Genomic DNA, 22,010 nt, shown 5'->3' with positions numbered 1-22,010 from the left:
ACCTTCATGATCATGCAAGCAGACGCAAATAATTCCGGTATTCACGCCGGAGATCGGCTGGGCGGGTATGCCGTAAAGAAAGTATCCTTCCTCACGGACATCCAGTCCTGGCTCTACCAGCTGGAACATGAAGATACCGGTGCCCGGCATATCCACATCAGCAATTCAGACCGGGAGAACACTTTCGGTGTGGCTTTTAAAACCGTCCCGTCGAACTCAACCGGCGTGGCGCACATTTTGGAGCATACGGTTTTGTGCGGGTCAGAACGATTTCCGGTGCGCGATCCATTTTTTTCCATGCTCAAACGCAGCCTGTCCACATTCATGAACGCCTTTACCGCCTCTGACTGGACCATGTATCCATTCGCCACCCAGAACCGCAAGGACTATTACAACCTGATGGATGTCTACCTGGACGCGGCCTTTTTCCCCAATCTCGAAGTATTGAGTTTCAAGCAGGAGGGACATCGGCTGGATGTGGAAGACGATGGGGCGGGATTACGACTGGTCTATAAGGGCGTGGTCTACAACGAGATGAAAGGCGCCATGTCGTCGCCGGATCAGGTCATGGTCCGGTCCCTGCTCAACGCCCTCTACCCGGATACGACCTACAGCCACAATTCCGGCGGCGAACCGGCCGTGATTCCGTCCCTGAGCCACCAGCAGCTCAAAGACTTTCATGCCCGCCACTACCACCCGAGCAATGCCTATTTTTACACATACGGCGACCTCGCGCTTGAAAACCACCTGGCCTTTATTGAAGCGCGCGTCCTGCGTCGCTTCTCACGCATCGATCCACAGACCGACGTTCCCGCGCAGCCTCGCTGGCCGGCCCCGAAAACCGCCACCTATCACTACCCGCTGGACCGCAGTGAAGCTCCGGCCAAGAAATACCAGGCCTGCGTGGCATGGCTTTGGGCTGATATCAAGGACACCTTTGAAGTTCTGGTCGCCGCGGTTCTCGAACAGATCCTCATCGGCAATGCCGCTTCACCGCTGCGCAAAGCATTGATGGACAGCCAGTTAGGTACTGCCCTATCAGACGGAACGGGATTCGACGCGGAAAACCGGGACACGATGTTTTCAGTGGGGTTGAAGGATGTATCCGAATCCGACGCCGAGAAAATCGAAGCCATCGTTTTTGATGTGCTGCAAAACCTGGTTGACGGCGGCATCGATCCACAGCTGGTGGAATCGGCCATCCACCAGATCGAATTTCACCGCAAGGAGATCACCAATACCCCCTACCCGTACGGCATCAAGCTGCTGGTCGGTGTGGCCGCCGCCTGGCTCCACGGCGGCGATCCGGAGCGTATGCTTCAGCTGGATGCCGATTTCAACCACCTCAGGCAGTCCCTGGCCGAAGGACGGTTTCTGGAAGAAAAAATCCGGCACTTTCTGCTGGACAACCCCCATCGGGTCCGCTTTGTCCTCGCACCGGACCCGACCATGGCTGAAAGGGAAAACCAGCGCATCGTGCATGAACTGGCCGAGATGCTCAAGGATATGAATGAATCCGACCTGGCAGCGATCCGGGCCGACGCGCTGGCCCTGGAAAAGCTTCAGGAGACCCAGGAAACCCTGACCTGCCTGCCCACCCTGCAGCGCGAGGATATTCCTCCCTCCGTGGTGCGTATAGCGCCCACAATGGGACCATTTCAGCTGCCGGTGTGGACCTACGCTCAACCGACGTCGGGTATTTTCTATTTTTCCGGCGGATTGGGAGCCGGTAAAATCGACACGCCACTGCTGCCCCTGGTGCCTTTATACTGCTACACGGCATCTAAAATGGGCACCAGCGGGTGTGATTACACCCGGATGGCTCGCCGCATGGACCTTTACACCGGCGGTATCGGCTTTTCGGCCAACGCCCGCACCCGCTTTGACGACGACGGCGAATGTCTGCCCTTTATCACGATCAGCGCCAAATGTCTGAACCGCAACCAGGATCGCATGTTCGCAATCCTTCACGAGCTGACAACCCAGGTTGATTTTTCCGATCTCACGCGGTTGCGCCAGCTGGTTTTGGAATACCGGGCCGGTTTAGAGGCGGCTGTGGTTCATAACGGCCATCGCCTTGCTATTTCCCTGGCTTCGCGAAACTTCACCAGCGCCAACCACCTCCAGGAATTATGGGGCGGCATCCACCACCTGCACACCATCAAAAAGGTGGAGAGAGAGACAGCCAACGGCGGTATGCAGCGTCTCTCGGCAGACATGAAAACCATCGGCGCAGCCCTTTTTTGTAAAGACAATTTTAAGCTGGCCCTGATCGGGGAGGCACCGATACTGGTTGAGGCGGCCGAACCCGTTAAAAAACTGACCGGCGGATTGACAGCCACAGGAAATGATGGTTTTGTTCCACCGCATCTCAACATGATACCCGGTCTGCCCAGGGAAGGGTGGCGCACGTCCACGGCCGTTTCCTTCGTTGCCCAGGCCTTTCAAACCGTGCGGTTGGGGCATGCGGACAGTCCCGCCTTGGCGGTGATCGCCAAAATGCTGCGCTCCATGTACCTGCACCGGGAAATCCGAGAAAAGGGCGGCGCTTATGGCGGCTTCGCCCTTTACAACGCCGAAGACGGGGTGTTCAGTTTCGGCTCCTATCGGGATCCGCATATCGCCGGCACGCTGAAGGTCTATGACAGGGCCGCCGACTTTATCCGCTCGGGGAAATTTTCCGAAGAGGATGTGAAAGAGGCCATTTTGCAGGTCTGTTCGGAAATCGACAAGCCCGACCCGCCGGGCCCCGCTGCCCGCAAGGCCTTCTATCGACGAATCATCGGACTTTCCGATGAAACGCGTGAACGCAACAAGGTAAACCTGCTGGGATTGACCCGCAAGGCGGTGATGGCGGTTGCCGACCGGTATTTTGATCATCGGGAATCCAGCCGGGCGGTCGCTGTCATTTCCAATGGCGACCTGCTCGAGGCCGCCAACGGGAAACTGGCGGATCACACGCTTTCCCTGCATAACGTATAGCCATGCCGGCCGCCCGGCAACTGCCTGCGGCCGGATTTCATTTTCGCTGCAGCCAACCGCCCGATCTCCCCTCATGAAAACCGTCAACTTGCCGATAACACGAATTGAACCGCCCGTGTATTTTCGGTGTTTAACCTTGACTTCAGGGAGTTTGCATTTTTGACCCGATCCGACGCCTCAACGGAACCGTCCGAGTTCAACGACCAGACGCCGCTTTACAAGAGCGGCGTCCTGGGCAACTACATCAGCTATCTGGAATCCCACGGGGGTGCCGATATCGAGGATCTGTTGCAGTGCAGCGGCCTCACCCGGTTTGACATTAACGATGAGGGTCATCTGCTGAGCCAGGCGCAGATCAACCGCTTTCACCGCTGTCTTGACGAAAAAGTGGCCGACCCGAAGATCTCCTACAAGGTGGGGTGTCACGCACTGTATGCAAAATCGACGGGAACGCTAAAGCGGTATGGCCTTCAGTTTATCACTCCCGGCGCCATGTACAAGGCCGTCGATCGCGTCTATCCCAAATGGTCCAGGGGGCATCTATGCAAAACTGCCATCACCGGTAAAGGGCAAGCCGAAATGACGGTTTCCGTCCGGCCCGGTGTCCGCGAAGAGCACTTTCAGTGCGAAAACCGGATGGGGATCCTCGAATCCATCGGCAAGATCCAGACCGGTCACCCATCCCGGATAACCCATCCAACCTGCATGCATCGCGGGGATGACGCCTGTCAATACCTGATCTCCTGGCGGGAGAAACCGTCCGCAATCTGGAAACGGAAGGGGGCCTATGCCGGAATGGTTTCCTTGGCCGCCGCCGTCGCAACAGGGTTGTTCCTTTCAACTGCCTTATGGATGTTGACGGCCCTTTCCATGGGTGTGGTCTCTCTTTCCATCTGGCTGTTGGGCAGCAGACTGGAAGTCAGGGAGTTGGCTGGGTTTCTCAAGGAGCAGGGTGATACCGCCGGCCGCCTGCTCGAAGAGATCGAAAACCGATACCACAATTCCCGAATGATTCAGGAAATCGGTCTGGCCGGGGTGGATATTCTGGAGGCAAACTCCTTTCTCACTTCTGTGCTGGCATCCATGTCGCGGAACCTGGATTTCACCCGCGGAATGATTGCCCTTTGCAGTGACGACCGTAGACGACTTTATTTCGTAGACGGTTATGGATTCTCCCCAGAGGAACTTCAATTCCTCCAGCAAGTGGATTTCGGCATCGATTTTTCCAATTCCACCGATATGTTCATCCAGGCGTTGAAAACAGGAAAGCCCTTGTTTCTCAACGATATTTACGAAAAAATCGGCGCCATGGCATCCAACAGCCGCGGCTTGATCGAAAACCTCGGGGTGGAATCTTTGATCAGCGTGCCATTGATTCACAAAAAGGAACCCTTGGGGCTTTTGCTTGTCGACACCAAGGGCGCGAAAAGAAAATACACCACCAGCGATGCAAACCTGCTCATGGGAATCGCCTCCCAGATCGCCACCGGTATCATCAATGCCCGATCCTATACGCGAATCCAGGAAAGTGAACAGCGCTACCGCCTGCTGGCGGAAAACGTCGCCGATGTGATCTGGATACTTGACGTCAATTCTTTTACAATGACCTATGTCAGCCCCTCCGTTGAAAAAACCACCGGTTACACACCCGATGAAATATTGACCCTATCGATGGATCATTACCTGACAGCGGATTCCTTTCAACGCGCATCCAGCGTTTTGAGCAAGGCCTTGAAAGATGTGGCAGCCGGGGCGATCGACCCCAATCACTTTTCGATGACCCTGGAGCTGGAGGAATATCACAAAAACGGCACCCTGATCCCCATCGAGGTAACCGCCGGAATTCTGGTGGATGAACATGGCAAGCCCAACGCCGTACTCGGTGTCTCCCGGGACCTTTCGGAGCGCAAAAGGGCCGAGAAGGAACGAACCGAAATCGACAATCGGTTGCAGCGCGCCAAAAAGATGGAAAGCCTTGGGACCATGGCCGGATCCATTGCCCACAACTTCAACAACCTTTTGATGGTGGTATCCGGCAACCTGGAGCTTGCCAAGGCGGACCTTTTGGAATCATCGACAGCCGCCGGAAACATCCAGCGGGCAATCAATGCCTCCCAGCGGGCGGCGGATCTGAGCGGCATGATGCTGACCTATGTGGGTCAGTTGAAAAAAGAGAACGTTGCGGTGGACCTGTCCGAGGCGGTGGAGACCGTATTGAAGAATATGGATGAATCCAACCTGAGCAATGTGGCCCTGAATCTGGACCTGGCCGATCCCATGCCGCTCGTGGCCGCAGACGCCGGACAGATGCACCAGATGATATCCGGATTCATCACCAACGCCATCGAAGCGCTGGGAAAGGAAAAAGGTCAGGTTCGCATCTCCACCGGCTCCATGCACTGTGGCAAGGCCTATCTGTCCACGACATACCTGAAGGAAGAACATCCGGAAGGCATGTACGCCTATGTGGAAGTGGCCGACACGGGCTGCGGCATGGATGCGGAGACCCTGGGCAAAGTCTTTGATCCATTTTTTTCCACCAAATTCACCGGCCGCGGGCTCGGCATGGCGGCAGTTATGGGTATCGTCCGTTCGCATAACGGTGCCATAAAGGTCAGCAGTACAAAGGACGAGGGCTCGGTATTCACCGCCTTGTTTCCCATACAGGGCGTATCCCTGCGACGGGGCAGGCCCGACCGTACTCCGGTTGAGACCAACAATTCCGTAAAAACCGTTTTGCTGGTGGATGACGAGACGATGGTGATGGAGATCGGCAGCCAGTTCCTCCAACGCCTGGGCTACACCGTCCGGACGGCGTCGGGCGGGCAGGAGGCCCTGGCCATATTCAAACGGGCATCGGATCGCATTGATTGTGTGCTGCTTGATTTCACCATGCCCGGCATGGATGGGCTGGAGACCATGCAGCAGATCCGGAAGATCCGCCCTGATATCAGAATCATCATCACCAGCGGATATGCCCGCCAGCAGATCGAGGACCGTTTTGCCCATGTCGCCCCCCCGGATGCGTTTATCCAGAAACCCTTCGAGATGAAGGCCCTGAAGGAAAAACTCCACGACGTCATCTGGAAATCCGAATGACCCCCGGGGGTCGGTTGCAAATCGATCATTCAGGCCCTAATTGAAACCTGGCGTAAACGCGTTGAAGGCATCCATGCTCAGGATTATGTGGATTTGTGGTCGCGATGTGACGGAATCCATGGGCGATCCGCTTCTCGGGTGGGGCATTTTGATTTTGGCGTCAATCGCAAGCGGGTTGAAAAAAAAGGGGGGCGGCCATACAACCGTCCCCCTTTTTTCTAAGTGTCTTTTCTGCGCTGCCGGTGATCACATCATGGCAGCCTGGTTAACCATGGATTCCCTCAGGATGCCCTCGGCGGCCTTTTGTTTGTCAATCACGTAGGTGCCATTTTGCAGGTCATCCCGAATCCGGGAAACCAGCGATTCACGTACGTCAGGAACGGAAGCCATGGCCCGCTGGGCGTCGGCGATTGACCGTCCCCGCCGGCTGAATGCCACCCGGTCCTGCTGGGGGGTTGATGCTTCGGCCTTCTCGGATTGGGTCGCTTTCGACGGTTTGCCCTGCACTTGAGCAGTTTGATAAACGTTAAGTTTGGATTGAAGATCACTACCGTTAACTTTCATAACCGTTACTCCCTTTTTTTTCTTGGCATGATCATATTATTGGTCGTTTTGCCAAAAAACAATAGTTTTTTTTTACAAATTCCGCTCAACAGACTGATATATTTACCATTGAGGCCCTACCGGGTTGCGTTCCGCGTTGCGGACCCAGGTCGAAGCATGGTCAAAAAGGATTTGCAGATTCATCACCGATGCCCTAAAACAGAGACCGGTTCAATTTTCAGCAACGAAAACCGCTGCTAACCGGAAGGTGTTCGCCATGACGCGCATTCCACCAGGCACACAAGCCAGAGATCCCAACGAAAAAGAATTTATCCAAGCCGTCAGCGACGTCATGATCAGCGTCGGACCGGTGCTGGATAAAACACCCGAATACCGTCGCCACGGCATTGCAGAACGAATCGTGGAACCCGAGCGCATCATCACGTTTCGGGTTCCCTGGATCGACGATATGGGCCAGGTCTTGGTCAACCGGGGATTTCGGGTGGAGATGAACAGCGCCATCGGACCCTACAAGGGGGGCCTTCGCTTTCACCCCTCCGTAAACCAGAGCATTTTAAAATTCCTGGCCTTCGAACACGTATTTAAAAATGCCTTGACCACGCTGCCGCTGGGCGGGGGTGCAGGCGGAGCGGACTTTGAGCCCAAGGGCAGGTCAGACGGTGAAGTGATGCGCTTCTGCCAGAGTTTCATGGCCGAGTTGTTCCGGCATATCGGTAAAAATACGGATGTTCCCGAGGGGGACATCGGTGTGGGATCCCGCGAGATCGGCTATTTGTTCGGCATGTATCGTAAATTGAAGAATAGATTCACCGGCGTACTCACCGGCAAGGGCCTGGGCTGGGGTGGCAGCCTGATCCGGCCTGAAGCGGCCGGTTTCGGTTGCGTCTATTTTGCCGCCCAGATGCTGGCCACGCGCAATGAAACCCTCGCCGGAAAAACCTGTCTGGTCTCCGGATCCGGCAATGTGGCCCAGGCCACGACTCGCAAATTGCTGGAGATGGGCGCCAAGGTGGTCAGCCTCTCCGACTCCTCCGGCCACATCTATGATGAACAGGGCATCGATGCGCACAAACTGGCATTCGTCAAGCGCCTGAAAAATATCCGCCGGGGCAGAATCAGCGAATACGTCGATCAATACGCCCACGCCTCGTACACGCCGGCAACCCCTGACCAGGATTCCAATCCCTTGTGGCATCACCGCGCCCAGTGTGTTTTTCCCTGCGCCACCCAGAATGAAATCAGCAAGCAGGACGCCTATCATCTGATCAACAACAACGTCAAGCTGGTATGCGAAGGGGCCAGCATGCCCTGCGGCGCCGATGCCCGCGACATTATTATGGACAAGGGGATTCTCTATGCGCCCAGCAAGGCCGCCAATGCTGGTGGGGTGGCCGTCTCCGGCCTCGAAATGACCCAGAACAGCATCCGTCTGACCTGGCTCGGTGAAGAGGTGGACAATCGACTGAAAATCATCATGAAAGGCTTGCACGACACCTGTCTGGCCGCCGCCGAGGCCTACGGAAGCCCGGGGAATTATCTTATGGGTGCCAACATCGCCGGCTTCATCAAGGTGGCCGATGCCATGCTGGACCAGGGCGTCATTTAGCAGGACCCGCAACCCGCATTTGATTGCCCGGCATTGCCGGTCTGGTTTTCGTTCCCCTTGAAGCCAAGGCTGCCGATGATTATTGTGGTACCGGCGGACGCATGTTCAGAAACACCCATATGAGAGGAGATCCCATGTTAAGCGATAAAATGTCCCAGGCATTGAACGAACAGGTCAACCGGGAAATGTATTCGGCTTACCTTTACATGTCCATGTCGGCGCACTGCAATCAGACCGGTCTCAAGGGCTTTGCCAACTGGTTCATGGTCCAATATCACGAAGAGATGCTGCATGCCATGAAGATCTATGCGTACATCCAGCGTCAGGGTGCTCAAGTAAAGCTCGCCGCTATCAAAGCGCCGCCGGCATCCTTTGAATCCCCTCTGGGGATGTTCACCCAGACCCTGACCCACGAGCAGTTCATCACCCGATCCATTAACGATATCATGGAACTGGCCATTGCCGAAAAAGATCATGCATCTCAGATTTTTCTGGAATGGTATGTGACCGAGCAGGTAGAGGAAGAAGAGAACGACAACGACATCATCGCCCAACTCAAATTAATCCAAGACAACCCCCAGGGGTTGATGATGCTGGACCGGGAACTGGCCGGCCGGATGACCACGGTGCCAACGGATTTCAGCAAGGGCATCCAGTCGGCAATGGCCTCGGCCGGTGCATAATGCTGTTGTTGAGCGGCCGCTTATGCGATTCCGCAAGCCATGAGGGGATTGATGATGTCACCGGCCCGATAATGTCTTTTTTAACCGTGCCTCACCTTAAATACTGCCTTTTGGGATTGGCTTTCTCATCTGAAGGCGGTATTTTTTTTGCCCCATGAAACCAAAAATGAGACCCATGCTGCTGGTGGTCGCCGCCCTGCTTGCCGTGATGTTCATGACTGTCTGCGGCCTGCTTTTCTGGATCGAATCCAAACCGGGTCGTCAATGGGTGCAGACCCGGCTAAACGCAGCCCTCCCGGGAAGGATCACCATTGAAAACCTGCGATTATCTCTTCTGAAACCAGGTCTTGACCTTTACGGGGTCGTGCTTCATGACCCCCGGGGGTTGGCCCTGGCGGGATTCGGCCGCCTTTCTGCAGAGCTGAGCTTCTGGGCCCTGTGGGACCGGGAGATCCGACTGAACACCATTTTGCTGGAGGCGCCGTGGACTGACCTTGCAATGGACGAAACCGATGGGTTGAACCTGATGAACGCCCTAGTGCCGCCTGCCCGGGAGAAAGAGACCCAAGCGCCGGCGCCCGGCATGGCCGGTTTACCGGTCAACATCGTTTTTGAGTCGATCCGGCTGGTCGACGGCCGGTTTGAGTTCAAGCCGCCAAATGGATCCCCCCGCATCGAGGCCAGCGGAATCAACCTGACTGCCGACGGTAATCTCACGGACCGATCCGGCAATCTGGCGCTGACGATCTCCGCGGTCCGGTTCAGCAGCCCAGGCATCCAGCCGCCGCCGGTCCGTATTGCCTTGAAGGCTCGACTGGATGGCGACCAGCTATACCTGGACAGGTTTGATGCCACCACCGACCGGACCACGGTGGGGCTCTCCGGATCAGCCGCCAATCTCTACACGACCCCAATGCTGGACGGTGTCTTGTCTATTGATGGTCAACTATCTGAATTAAATACTATTGTCAATCTTGCCGGAAACTATGACGGTCCTGTACAAGCCAAACTGACTCTGAAAGGCACCCTGGCCAACCCGGATGCCGATCTCAACCTGTCCTTGGAAAATGGCCAGATTGCTGGCCAACCGTTGGATCACGGCGCGCTTTCCATCCGTCTGAGGGATCGGCAGGCAACGATCGACACGGCAGCCATACAGCTGGCTGCAGGCACCGTCGAGCTGAGTGGCACCATAAACCTGCGCGAGGCTTTCCCAAAAGGCTTCCTGGTGCGGCCATCAGATGTGGACGCCATCACCTACGCCCTTACGCTGGTCCAAAAGATCCCGGATCTCAACCCGTGGCTGCATCCGTTTATCGACATCCGTGGCAAAATGACCAGCCGGGTTTCGATTGCCGGCAGCGGGGTCATCCCTTCAGGAGCCTCGGCGCGGCTGACACTGAAAGGATCGGGACAGGAGCTGCTGGCAGCCGGCATGGACCGGCCGATCGCTGCCGACATCGACTTGTCGGCGCAGATGGACCGGGGCACGATTACCCTGTCGGGCTTCAACGGCGCAGCCGACGGCGTTGAAGTTTCCGGGCAGGGCCGTTTTCATGTGCGTGACCGGACGCTGTCCGGAAAACTGGCATTGACGGCCAAAGATCTTTCCCGGGCCCTGGCCGTCGTGGGAATACAACGCGTCACGGGTGCCTGCAGCGCCCAACTGAGCGTTGGCGGCAGTTTGAATCAGCCTCAATTTACTTTATCCGCGGCATCCCGGAACCTGAAAGTGGATCGATATACCCTCGGGAACCTGACCATCGATGCGCATATGGACCCTGACGGGCTGCTGACGCTGAACACCCTGCACCTCGAAAACAAGGACTCGCGCATGCGCGGCCATGGCCGTCTGCGCCTGTTGGCGGACGGTGGCGGCATCGATACCAGATTTGTTAACGCCCTCGATCTCACGTTGGAAAAACTGTCCGCAGCCGACTTCATGGACTTTCCGCCAATCCGTGGAGATCTCGACGGCCGGTTGCAGTTAGACGGTCCACTGGAATCGCTGACGGGCAAGCTTTCACTAAGCGGGACATCGCTGAGCACCGCGGCCGCAGCCTTTGGCGATATAAACGCCCGCATACGATTGGAATCCGGCACCGTTATCGTGGATCGTCTGGACCTGCGCAATCAAGGTTCAACGATCAACGCAAGCGGCAACATCCAATTGCTGAATCCCAATGACCTGGGCCTGATTCAGAACCCGCAATTTGACTTCAGCGTCGATTCGAGACACGTTGATCCAAATGATTTTATAGGATCGGCAAGCGGCGATTTCAATTTTTCCGCCAGACTGACGGGCAGCGTTGAGAATCCAGTCGGCCGGATTGGCATCTCGGGCAGACAGGCCAGCGTGTTTGACCAGCCCATGGAAACCGTTGCGCTCGACGCACGCTTCGAAGCGCATCGCCTCTGGCTGGACCGGTTTTCAGCTGCCGTTGCCCCCGGTGAGCAGATCGAGGGCGCCGGATGGGTCGGACTGGATAAAACCTTTGACCTGAAAGTTAAATCCGATGGTATCTTTGTCTCCCGCATTCACCGACTGCGAGACGTTTTCCCCGGAGAAGGCAGGCTGCGTTTTGATTTCTCCGGACAGGGCAGCCTTCAAAACCCGGACATCGACGGTGGCCTGACTGTATCCGACATACTGATCAACGATGGCACCATCGAAGATGTTCACCTCAAGTTCAGCCTGCACGATATGCTGGCCACCGCCACGGGTAAACTCAATTTTGATATGGATGCCGCCTGTGACCTGAAAAAAGGGGATTTCGAGGCCCACCTGACGTTTGACCGCACCGAAACAGCCCCCTACTTCAAAGCGGCAGGCAAACCCGACTTTCACGGTAAGCTGAGCGGGAAGGTACAGGCCGCCGGAAATATTCACGACCTTGCCCACGCCTCGGCATATGTGGACCTGAACGCCCTGCACCTGCGGTTCAAAGACATCTCGTTGATCCAGTCCGACCGCATAGCCCTCAAGCTGGTCGACCGGCAACTGTCGGTTGTCCAGGTTGAAATGGGGGTGCTCTCCTCGGGCAGCCTTGATTTGGCCGGAGATGCGCGCCTTGGCGGCCGCCTCAATCTGGAGATCAATGGCCGGGTCCCAATCTCGGCCGCAGAGGTGTTCAACGCTGACCTGGGTGAGAGCAGCGGCACGCTTGCCTTGACAGGCACGGTTTCCGGGGATATGGCCAACCCAAAGATTGATGGGCGTATCGATCTGGAACAGATCGGCATGGCCGTGCCTGGTTTGGCCCAGAAACTTCACGATCTGAACGGCCGCATTTACCTGACGGCCGACCACATTCGCATTGAAGGTTTGAAGGGGTTTCTGGACACGGGTTTCTTCGAGATCGACGGCAGCGTGGACCATAAAAACCTGGCGCCGACGGGAATGAATCTCGCCATTGGTGCGCAATCCCTTCCGCTGGAGGTTCCGGACACCCTGGCCGTTCTACTCAATGGGGATATCAATATCACGGGCACCGGCCGGCGCGCCGACGCCCGGGGAGCAATCGTCATTTTAGAAGGCACGTATTACAAAGATGTGAAGATCAACCTGCTGCAGATGGCCACTACCCGTCAGCGGGCCCTCGCGCCGGCGACCGAGTCCCTGTCGATCCCCTATTTCGACACGGTCGATCTGGACATCACCGTCGGCCATCGGCAGCCTTTTATGGTCCAGAACAATCTCGCCCAGCTTGAGATCAGTCCGGATCTAAAGATCGGCGGCAATCTGGAAAATATCATTCTCAGCGGCCGGGCCCAGGTGAAAAGCGGCACCGTCACCTTTCAGAAAAAGAGCTTCGATGTTAGAAAAGGCATCATCGATTTTGTTAATCCATATAAAACCGAGGCCGAAATCGATATCGAAAGCGAGACGGCAATCAGAAACTGGACAATCACGCTGGCCATCAAAGGCACCCCGGACAACCTCAACCTGAAGCTTTCCTCGGTGCCGACGGAAAGTGATGCGGACATTCTGTCGCTGATCCTGTTCGGCAGAACCGCACAGGAGCTCACCGCCGGTGGGGGCGGCGCTGGGCGCAGTAGCGGGCAGATCCTGGCGGAAATGCTTGCCGACACCTTTGGGGATGACATCAAAAAGACCACGGGCGTAGATATTCTGCAGATGGAATCCAATGGCAGCAGCGACGGTGAGGATGCCTCCGGGGTCACGGTTACCATCGGCAAAAACCTTTCCGATCGCATGACTGTCAAATACGCGGTGGCGACCAAAGATGGTGAAATCATCCAGCGGGCGATCACGGAGTACAAACTTTTGGAGAACGTCCTGGTGAGCGGCTTCCAGGACAGCCAGGGCATTTATGGGTCAGAACTGATGTTCCGCATTGAATTTAGGTGAGTTGACGTGTGAGAATATTTCGCGCTAAAAAACAGCTGCGACGATGCGCCTTGATCCTTGGCATTCTCGTGGTCCCGATTGGCTGGGTTTACGCTGCAGAAGACATCGACACCGACAAGGGTGCTTTGTTTGCAGATGGGTCAACCGCAGTAATCCATGCCATCCGGGTGTTGATCGACGGTGCGCCGGACCAGCAGGATGAATACGCCGCCGTTGCCCAACGGCTCATCCGATTGCGCCCCGGGGATAACTTTGATGAAGGCGCAGTGCGAGAATCCATCCAGGCGCTCAAGCTGAGCCGCCGCTTTTCGGCTATCCATGTAGACATCGCCACCGAATCCGAAATACAGACGCTGACTTTCACGCTGACCCCCTATCGCTATATCAAGGACATCCGTATCCGGGGCAACTACCCCCTTTTCGATGCAAACATTCTCAATCAGATGACGCTCTACCCGGGTAACCCATACACCCTGGCTGATCTTTCGGCCCAACGCGAGGCGATCGTTGAACGCTACAAAAGAGAAGGGTACACCGACCCGGAGGTGTCGATAACGGCGCTGCAGGATGCTGAAGATGAAAATGCAGTCATTCAGGTGGATATCCGCAAAGGGCCCCATTTCGTGCTCGGAACGCTTGCATTCGAAGGCAACCGGGCCATCTCTTCAGAAGCGCTCAAATGGCGAATCAAGGTTTGGAGACGGTCCCTGCTGCCCGGAATCGGCCGATTCAGCGAATTTCAGCTTAAAAAAGACATGGACACACTGCTGGCTTACTACCGCAGAAAAGGATTTGCAGACGCTGAGATCTCCTACCGTATCGATGACCCAGGCCACTCACACCTGGTTGATGTGACCGTCCAAATCCGGGAAGGGCAACGCTACACGGTCGCTTTCGAGGGCAACCAGCACTTCTGTGACCTGACCCTGAAAAAGGATGTGGCCATTTTCAGGGACGGGAACCGAGGCAATATCGGCGTAAGAAAAAGCGTTCAACACATGCAGCGACGGTACCGTGAAGATGGGTTCCTCAACACCCAGATCAAGGTAGCAACAACCGTTGTTCCCGGCAATCCGGCAGACGTTCGCCAGCTGCTGTTCGTCATCCAGGAAGGCCCGCAAACCTTAGTCGATAAGGTAACCATTGCCGGCAACCAAGCCATCGCTGAAACGGAAATCAGGCAACAGCTGCTCACCCGCCCGCCTACGATTTTTCACGATGGCGCCTTTGTTCCCGAGACCTTGGAAACAGACACCTATGCCGTCACCACCCTCTACATGAACCGGGGTTTCCACGAGCGCACCGTAAATTCCGAGGTGGATTTCAATGCAGATAAAACCGGCGCGGCCATCTCGCTGAACATTACGGAAGGTCCCCGGACAACCGTAGGCGCAATAACCATCAACGGCTTGACCATGTTGCCGGAAGCAGAGGCCAGGAAAGTGCTGCACCACAAAACCGACGAGCCGTTCCGCAGCTCTGTGGTGGAAGAGGACAAGGAAGCCATCGCCAGCCTGGTCTCCGAAAAAGGGTACCCCCATGCCACGGTTCACCCCCGCGTCTCAATCAGCGAGGACCGCAGCCAGGCGGATATCGCTTATGACATCGACGCAGGGCCGCTGGTGACCCTGGGAGATATATTCATATCCGGCAATCTTCGCACCGCCGAGAAGGTCATCCAGCGGGAGATGGAAGTCCAACAGCAGGCCCCCTTGTCGTTGCGGTCGTTATATGACGGGCAGCGCCGGTTGAGGGATCTGGACATCTTTCACAGGGTGAACTATCGCACCTTTGGATTGAAAGAAAAAAAACAGACCGTTGATCTGTTTGTGGAGATCGAGGAGGATGAGCCTTTTTACGCCCAGACCGGCGCCGGTTATCAGTCGGACAGTGGTTTTTTCGGCCGCGCCAAGGTGGGTGACCGGAACCTGTTTGGGCTGAACAAAGACCTGTGGGCCTCCGGAGAAATCAGCCAGACCGGCTACCGGGTGGAAACCCGACTGACCGAGCCCCGGTTTCTGAACACACGCACCACCGCCAGCATTGGCGTCTTCAACGAGGAATTGACCGAATTCAACCAGCCGTTCGGCACCCGAACCACCGGTGGATCGCTGGGTTTCGGACGCGACTGGGGAAGGCATGTAACCACAGCCTTGAGTTTCAGACTGGAAACGCGGGACCAGTTCAGCGTCGACGATCGCCCCCCGGGAGAAGCCGATGAAGAGACCCGCACCATTTTCGTCACCACACCCTATGCGCGCTACGACAGCCGGGACTCTTTCGTGCGGCCGACACGAGGACTGCTGTCATCCGTCGGTGTGGACATCTCCAAGGGCGTCCAGAACCAGGTGGACGACTTCTTCCGTTATCAGTTCGATACCCGCTATTACTGGAGCCCCCTGGAAAAATTAACGCTTGCCGGCCTGGCAAGAATCGGGCAGGTGATTCCCTACGCGGACAGCGAGCTGGTCCCGGACGACCAGCTTTTTTTTCTGGGAGGTATTCAAAACGTCCGTGGCTTTGATGAAAACCTGCTGCGCGTTGACAGCCGAGGAGATCCTGTGGGCGGGAAGACGGCCATGGTCGCCAGCCTGGAGGCGCGCATCGATCTGGGAATGAACCTGGAACTGACCACCTTCTTCGACATCGGCAGCGTCCAGGATGCCCTGGTGGAAGACGGTTCGGACCGTTTCCGCTCATCCGTTGGCATCGGCCTGCGCTATATTACCCCCATCGGCCCCATGGGGCTGCTCTACGGGCACAAACTGGACCGGGAGGAAGGCGAATCGGCCGGCCGGTTGCATCTCTCCATCGGGTACAGCTTCTAACACCTGAACAAGCCATCTATTGCCACCGGATGCTCTCCGGTTGGTAGGCGAGCGTCACGGGCCGGCCCTGGTGAAGGGTCGTGGATGCCAAGTGGAATTCCTCGACCTGCACAACCAGCGTAAGCGATCCGGCCCGTACATCGGCGAACAGCTTGCCGCTCTGCCGCTCCAAAGCAAGGCGCGTAACCGTGCCTTCAACAAACACCGTATTGGCAGGGGTTGCGGCCGCACCATTATCGAGGATACGGATGGCGGCAGGGTCGATGAAGGCGGTGGCATCGACATTCGGCGGCGCTGAAACCACAAGCCGGGTGCCGTTGCCGAGCAATTTGGCGTAAAGGCCCCCTTCTTCGGGAATCCACGGACCGAAAATCATGTTGCTCCTGCCGGTGCCGACGAGTTTTCCCTTGAACAGGTGAATCACTTTATCGCAGACATCATAGAGCCACTCACGATCATGACTGGCAATCACCAACGTCGTACCCAATTCGCTGCGGGCATGCAGGGAGGCGCTGCGGATCAGTTCACTGGAGGCGGCATCCACACTGGCGGTGGGCTCGTCCAGAAGCAGTACCCGCGGTTTCAGCACCAAGCGGGCCGCCAGGGCCACCCGCTGGGCTTCGCCGCCGGAAAGTTCATCCCATTGGCGCTGGACGAAGACATGGGGATCCAGCCCGACCATGGCCAGGGCATCACATACCGAACCGGGTCTATCTTCACGATTCCCCCGCACATTCAGGCCGTAGGCAATGTTCTTGAACACGGTGCGCTTCATCAGGTAGGGGTCCTGGGTCAGCAGCGTCACCTGAAACCGGACCGATTTGTCAAACGGCAGCGTCGGCACGCCGTCAAACAGGATCCGTCCTCCGGTAGGCCGGAGAATGAACGCCATGAGCTTGAGCAGGGTGCTCTTGCCACTGCCATTGGGTCCCACCAACCCCACGATGGAAGCGGGTTGTATTTCCAAGCGATCGACAGCCAAAACCGGGTGGCTGTTGTATTGGTGAACCAGGTTTTCAATCCTGTAAACCGGTTGGGGCACCGTTGACGCCTCCCATCATTTCTTGCAGTGGCGGTTACCAACCCTTTTTACCAGTCGGTCATTTTTTCCTCAAAAACGAGAGGCTCGCATTCACGCCAAAGGCGATGGTGATAAGCACCAGGCCCAGGGCAATGCCGGTGGAGAACATCCCCTTGCCCGTCTCCAGGGCAATCGCGGTGGTTATGGTGCGGGTGTGCCATTTGATGTTGCCCCCCACCATCATGGAAATGCCCACCTCGGTCATCACTCGCCCGTAGGCGCTAAGACCGGCGGCCAGCAGTCCATAACGCACCTCCCAAAGGCTGCTGAACAACAGCTGGCGTCGATTGGCGCCCAGGGAGATCAGAAGCGTCCGCAGGTGCCGATCCATGCTTTCGACGGCCGTGGCGCTGAGGGCAATGACCACAGGCAGCGCCAGGATGGTCTGGCCGATGGCGATGCCTTTCAGAGTGAACAGCAGGCCCATCTCTCCCAGCGGACCCCGGCTGGAGATGAAGGCGTAGACCACCAGTCCGATAAATACCGTAGGCAAGGCCATCGCCGTATCCACCACAAGCCTGAGTTGGCGTTTGATTGGGAAATTAAAATAACCCAAAACAAATCCCAGTGGAATGCCCGTGACCAGGCTGGCGGCCATGGAGCCGGTGGAGGCCTGGACCGTTGCAGCCACGGCAGACCAGGTCTGCCTGTCTCCTCCGATAAGCAAGTGGACCGCCTCTATGAATCCGGCAAGAATAAATTCCATTTTGTGGTTCCAATGGCCGAAAATTTTTCACCGACGCTGCATGGACCGGCAGCACGTCCACCTTGCAGTTTCCACCCAGTTTAAGGGCTTTGCCAGTCCCCACCGCGGTCCTTTTGCGTTCGATGCTGGTCGCGTTGGTGAAGTGAGGGGCCATGCAGTCCAGCTTCGACGTCCACCTATTCCGGTTCACGGGGGAATATCATTTTCCCGCTTTTGGAGACATCGTAGCCATGAAGCTGTTCGGCCGCCTGGACGAACGCCTTTTCATGCAGCAGGCTGAGAAAAAACTGGACCCCCGGATCGAAAAACCGTTCCCGGGTCACCAGCAGGTCGTAGCGCTCTTGGCGCAGGGGCATAAAATCCAGCCCCAGCAGAGAAGCAACCGGCCGGATTCCCGGTCCGGCATCGGCACGGCCGGCCAGGATTTCCAGCCCCACATCCATGTGTCGGTTTACCTCGTGTTCGTAACCGGCGATCTTTTCACCGGCGATTCCCGCCTGTTTGAGTTCCCGGTCAAAGAGCAGGCGGGTTCCCGTGGCCAGAGATCGGTTGACAATCCGGATGCCGGGATTCCCCAGGTCCTTCACGGCGGTGATTTTCGAGGGGTTGCCTTTCTGGATAAGGATTCCCTGGTCGCGTTTGCAGAAATTCACCACCACGGGCATACGGTCAAACTGGCGCTGCAGAAAATCGAAATTGTACTCGTCCTCGTTTTCCTGGAGCAGGTGACTGGTGGCCATATGGCAGAGGTTGCGGCGCAGGGCGCTGATGCCGCCAACGGAGCCCAGGTTTCCGTAAACGGCCAGGTGCCCTGGATGACGGCTGTTGAAGAGGGAAAGGATCTTTTCCAGGAGGATATCATTGCTTCCGGCGATGATCAGCAGCCCGTTATAAGGCGGCAGAACGTTGTGCGTCTGGGGATAGTTGACCGTGTTCGACTCGACCCACTGTTCAACCAGGTGTTGGGGAAAAATCCACTTGCCGGTGACCTTGGACGCGGGCAACCCCTTTTCCGAGATCAGGGTATAGACCATTTTCTCGTTGATCCCCAAAAATCTGGCCACCTCTTTCGTGGATAGCATCTGTGTCATTTCGCCCTCGCGGTCAACTCGGTTTTGATGCGCAGACCTGCCTGCCCATCAAAGTCGTAAATATTAGAAGCCACAGGACGATTTGTCAATGTAAGGGATTACCAACGAGATAAATTTAACTAAATATAACCAATACCACCCAATACTAACATTTTTGATGACCTTCTGATCACCTCGGTGCACAGTCTGCCATGAGATCCTTCCCGCGGCAGACCACGGGGAAGGTTGTGTCTGCAACGGCAGTGCTGCCCGGCAGCATTTGGATGACAATCGATTTCCAGCTCACCCGCTGCGTTTTTTTTAAGTTGACGGGCGTACGGCCGCCTGTATAGATTAACGTTAAATTTACCTTCCGGGGGCGCTGAAGCGATGCTCAACGAAAAGCAGAAACTGGATACGTTGATGGTGCTGGGCATTGAGCTTAACCGGATCCACGACCTGGATATCCTTCTGGAGCGGGTGCTTACGCGTGCGCGCCAGTTCGTCAACGCCGATGCCGGATCGATCTATATCCGCGATGGCGATCGTCTCAAATTTGCCTATTCCCAGAATGACACCCTGCAAAAGCGACTTCCTGCGGGGGAAAAACTGATCTACGCCACCTTTTCCGTGCCCATCGACCAGGAGAGTATTGCCGGTTATGCCGCGGCCACGGGAAAATTACTCAACATTCCCGATGTCTATAAGCTATCTTCCACCAAAAGGTACCACTTCAGCAAGAAATTCGACGCCGTGTCGGGGTATGTCACCCGTTCCCTGCTCACCATCCCATTGCTGAGTTCTAAAAAAGATGTCCTGGGCATCCTTCAGATCATCAACGCCCAGGACCAGGAAAAGCGGATCCGGGCCTTCAGCCAGACCGACGAAAAGGTGATGCTCCATTTTTCCGGCATCGCCGCCGTGGCGTTGGAAAGGGCCCAGATGACCCGCGCGATGATCCTGCGCATGATACGAATGGCCGAAATGCGTGATCCCAAGGAGACCGGCGCCCACGTCAACCGGGTCGCCGGTTTTTCTCTGGAAGTCTACGAGCAATGGGCAAAACGGCGCCATATCAGCCAAAAAGAGATCGACAAGACCCGCGACGTCCTGCACATGGGTGCCATGCTTCACGATGTGGGCAAAGTGGGAATTTCCGATCTGATATTAAAAAAGCCTGCGCAGCTGAGCTTCCATGAGTATGAAGTCATGAAGCAGCACACCATTCACGGCGCCCGGCTCTTTTCCGACCTGCAGTCGGATTTCGATGAGGCCGCGGCCATCATCGCCCTGAATCACCATGAAAGGTGGGACGGATCCGGCTATCCCGGACACGTCGATCCGCTTACAGGCAAGCCGATACCCGGTCACGAAAGCAGCGGCGAGGGACCTCTGCCCGGCAAAAAGGGAGAGGAGATCCCCATTTTCGGAAGAATCGTGGCCATTGCCGACGTCTATGATGCACTCAGCTCCCGGCGCAGCTACAAGGAGCCATGGGAAGAGTCCCGGAGCATCGAGATCATCAGCCGGGGCGCCGGAACGCATTTCGATCCCGAGCTGGTGGAAATTTTTTTGAGCCAACTGGCCTTCATCCGCGCCATCCAGGATCGCCATGCCGAGACGCAGGTCCTGCCTGGCTCGGAAGACGGCGCCGCTGCCGGACGCTGACCGGTTGGAACGGAAACCGTTCTTCGGAAAAATGAAGTCGGATAAGGTGACTATGTCATGATCAACCGATTGATCGCCACCGCCTTGCCCCTGCTGCCAAAACGTTTTGTGTGGCTCTTTTCCCGTGCCTACATTGCCGGCGAATCGGTCAATGACGCCATGACCGCCTGCCGGTCTCTCAACGCAAACGGCATCAAGACCACCATTGACATTCTCGGTGAGTTTATCCAGAATCTGGACGAGGCCAAGAAAAACCGCGACGAGTACATGGCCCTGATCGATATTTCACAGCTCAGCGGCATTGACGGCAACTACTCAGTGAAGCCCACCATGTTCGGCCTGCTCATCGATACCGAGGCTTGCTTCGGGTATATCCGTGAAATCGTGTCCAAGGCGGCCGGCTACGGCAATTTCATCCGTATCGACATGGAAGATTCCGGTTGTGTGGATCTGGAGCTGGACCTGTTTCGCCGCTTGAAGGCTGAATTCCCGGAAAACGTGGGGCTGGTGGTGCAGGCTTACCTGCATCGTACCCTGGACGACCTGAAGGGGCTGATGGATCTACATACACCGGCGCTGCCGTTGAACTTTCGGCTTTGTAAAGGCATCTACACAGAGCCGGCCCATATCGCCTTTCAGCGCCACGATGAGATCAACGTCCATTTTCTGGAAGATCTCGAATTCATGTTTCAAAACGGTGTCTACCCGGGCATCGCCACCCACGATCGGGCCTTGGTCGACGGCGCCCTGAGGCTCATCGATCGCTACGATGTGCCCCGCAACAGGTATGAATTTCAGATGCTTTACGGTGTCGCCCCGGAACTGCGGCGAACCATCGTCGAAGCCGGCCACACCATGCGGGTTTATGTCCCTTACGGTCGCCACTGGTTTGGGTACTCCACCCGCCGACTCAAAGAAAACCCAAAAATTGTCACCAGCATCATCAAATCACTTCTGTTGAGCCGGTAGACCCGCCATGTCGGCAATCGAGCGAATCCACGGGCCACCAACAGAACCTCAAAGATTGCAGCGCTTGTATCCGCCGGTCAATTCAGGACCCGCGCATCATCCGGCTGCCGTCCATTCAATCCATCGGAGAAACAATGGCATCTGAAACCACCCCACTGGAGATTTTTTCGGACTACATCTGACCGTGGTGCTACTTCAGTACCGGGCGTATTGATGCGGGAGCATAACAATCTTATTTCATTAGCAATAAATACCTCATACCACTGCCTGGGGCACTAACGGGGAACTATAAGCCTTCCTTCCAGAATGGATCGAAGGCTTTTTTTCCCTACTTTGTCTGTATTATACCGACCAAATCCAACTCATTCTAACACCCACCAGC

General features: G+C 56.3%; 13 protein-coding genes. 9 read left to right on the top strand and 4 right to left on the bottom strand.

The features are described from left to right. Nucleotides 1-6: 6 nt before the first annotated feature. The 3 genes from R6V78_RS11170 (at nt 7) to R6V78_RS11160 (ending at nt 6,303) form a co-directional block, all read left to right on the top strand. On the top strand, nt 7-2,982 hold the full coding sequence (locus R6V78_RS11170; protein WP_410289443.1) for an insulinase family protein: 2,976 nt from the start codon (nt 7-9) through the stop codon (nt 2,980-2,982). A 159-nt stretch (nt 2,983-3,141) separates the two neighbouring features. Continuing rightward, nucleotides 3,142-6,081 carry a response regulator gene (locus R6V78_RS11165; RefSeq protein ID WP_410289442.1) on the top strand — a complete coding sequence of 980 codons (2,940 nt, stop codon included), beginning with the start codon at nt 3,142-3,144 and terminating at the stop codon, nt 6,079-6,081. An 87-nt stretch (nt 6,082-6,168) separates the two neighbouring features. Then, nucleotides 6,169-6,303: a DUF1499 domain-containing protein gene (locus R6V78_RS11160; protein ID WP_410289441.1), complete on the top strand. Its 135-nt coding sequence runs from the start codon at nt 6,169-6,171 to the stop codon at nt 6,301-6,303. 24 nt (nt 6,304-6,327) lie between these two features. Here R6V78_RS11160 and flgM read toward each other — a convergent pair whose 3' ends face one another. Then, on the bottom strand, nt 6,328-6,645 hold the full coding sequence (gene flgM / locus R6V78_RS11155; protein ID WP_410289440.1) for a flagellar biosynthesis anti-sigma factor FlgM: 318 nt from the start codon (nt 6,643-6,645) through the stop codon (nt 6,328-6,330). 256 nt (nt 6,646-6,901) lie between these two features. Here flgM and gdhA point away from each other — a divergent pair, with 256 nt between their 5' ends. The 4 genes from gdhA to bamA all read left to right on the top strand — a co-directional run bounded on the left by gdhA (nt 6,902) and on the right by bamA (nt 16,134). Next, a complete protein-coding gene (gene gdhA / locus R6V78_RS11150; RefSeq protein WP_410289439.1) occupies nt 6,902-8,251 on the top strand; it encodes an NADP-specific glutamate dehydrogenase in 1,350 nt (449 codons plus the stop codon). Between the two features lie 134 nt (nt 8,252-8,385). Then, nucleotides 8,386-8,934 carry a ferritin gene (locus R6V78_RS11145; RefSeq protein ID WP_410289438.1) on the top strand — a complete coding sequence of 183 codons (549 nt, stop codon included), beginning with the start codon at nt 8,386-8,388 and terminating at the stop codon, nt 8,932-8,934. 166 nt (nt 8,935-9,100) lie between these two features. Beyond that, on the top strand, nt 9,101-13,306 hold the full coding sequence (locus tag R6V78_RS11140; protein WP_410289437.1) for a translocation/assembly module TamB domain-containing protein: 4,206 nt from the start codon (nt 9,101-9,103) through the stop codon (nt 13,304-13,306). An 8-nt stretch (nt 13,307-13,314) separates the two neighbouring features. Next, complete coding sequence (bamA, locus tag R6V78_RS11135; protein ID WP_410289436.1) at nt 13,315-16,134, top strand: outer membrane protein assembly factor BamA; 2,820 nt, start codon at nt 13,315-13,317, stop codon at nt 16,132-16,134. Nucleotides 16,135-16,150: 16 nt separating this feature from the next. Here the strand turns inward: bamA and R6V78_RS11130 are convergent, their stop codons facing one another. The 3 genes from R6V78_RS11130 to R6V78_RS11120 form a co-directional block, all read right to left on the bottom strand. Then, the gene (locus R6V78_RS11130) at nt 16,151-17,176 is read right to left on the bottom strand and encodes an energy-coupling factor ABC transporter ATP-binding protein (protein ID WP_410289435.1); all 1,026 of its coding nucleotides are present in this window, start codon (nt 17,174-17,176) and stop codon (nt 16,151-16,153) included. 58 nt (nt 17,177-17,234) lie between these two features. Next, on the bottom strand, nt 17,235-17,921 hold the full coding sequence (locus tag R6V78_RS11125) for an ABC transporter permease (protein WP_410289434.1): 687 nt from the start codon (nt 17,919-17,921) through the stop codon (nt 17,235-17,237). A gap of 176 nt (nt 17,922-18,097) precedes the next feature. Next, entirely contained in the window at nt 18,098-19,012 is a 915-nt protein-coding gene (locus tag R6V78_RS11120) for a substrate-binding domain-containing protein (RefSeq protein ID WP_410289433.1), read from the bottom strand. 369 nt (nt 19,013-19,381) lie between these two features. Here R6V78_RS11120 and R6V78_RS11115 point away from each other — a divergent pair, with 369 nt between their 5' ends. Both R6V78_RS11115 and R6V78_RS11110 read left to right on the top strand, forming a co-directional pair. Then, nucleotides 19,382-20,659, top strand: a complete 1,278-nt coding sequence (locus R6V78_RS11115; RefSeq protein WP_410289432.1) for an HD domain-containing phosphohydrolase — start codon at nt 19,382-19,384, stop codon at nt 20,657-20,659. Between the two features lie 57 nt (nt 20,660-20,716). Further along, nucleotides 20,717-21,628 carry a proline dehydrogenase family protein gene (locus R6V78_RS11110; RefSeq protein ID WP_410289431.1) on the top strand — a complete coding sequence of 304 codons (912 nt, stop codon included), beginning with the start codon at nt 20,717-20,719 and terminating at the stop codon, nt 21,626-21,628. The last annotated feature ends 382 nt before the right edge of the window (nt 21,629-22,010 follow it).

This window comes from Desulfosarcina sp., assembly GCF_046496365.1.
Taxonomy (GTDB): Bacteria; Desulfobacterota; Desulfobacteria; order Desulfobacterales; family Desulfosarcinaceae; genus Desulfosarcina.
Note: the sequence above shows the minus strand (reverse complement) of the source record. Positions and strands in the feature narration are given on the sequence as shown.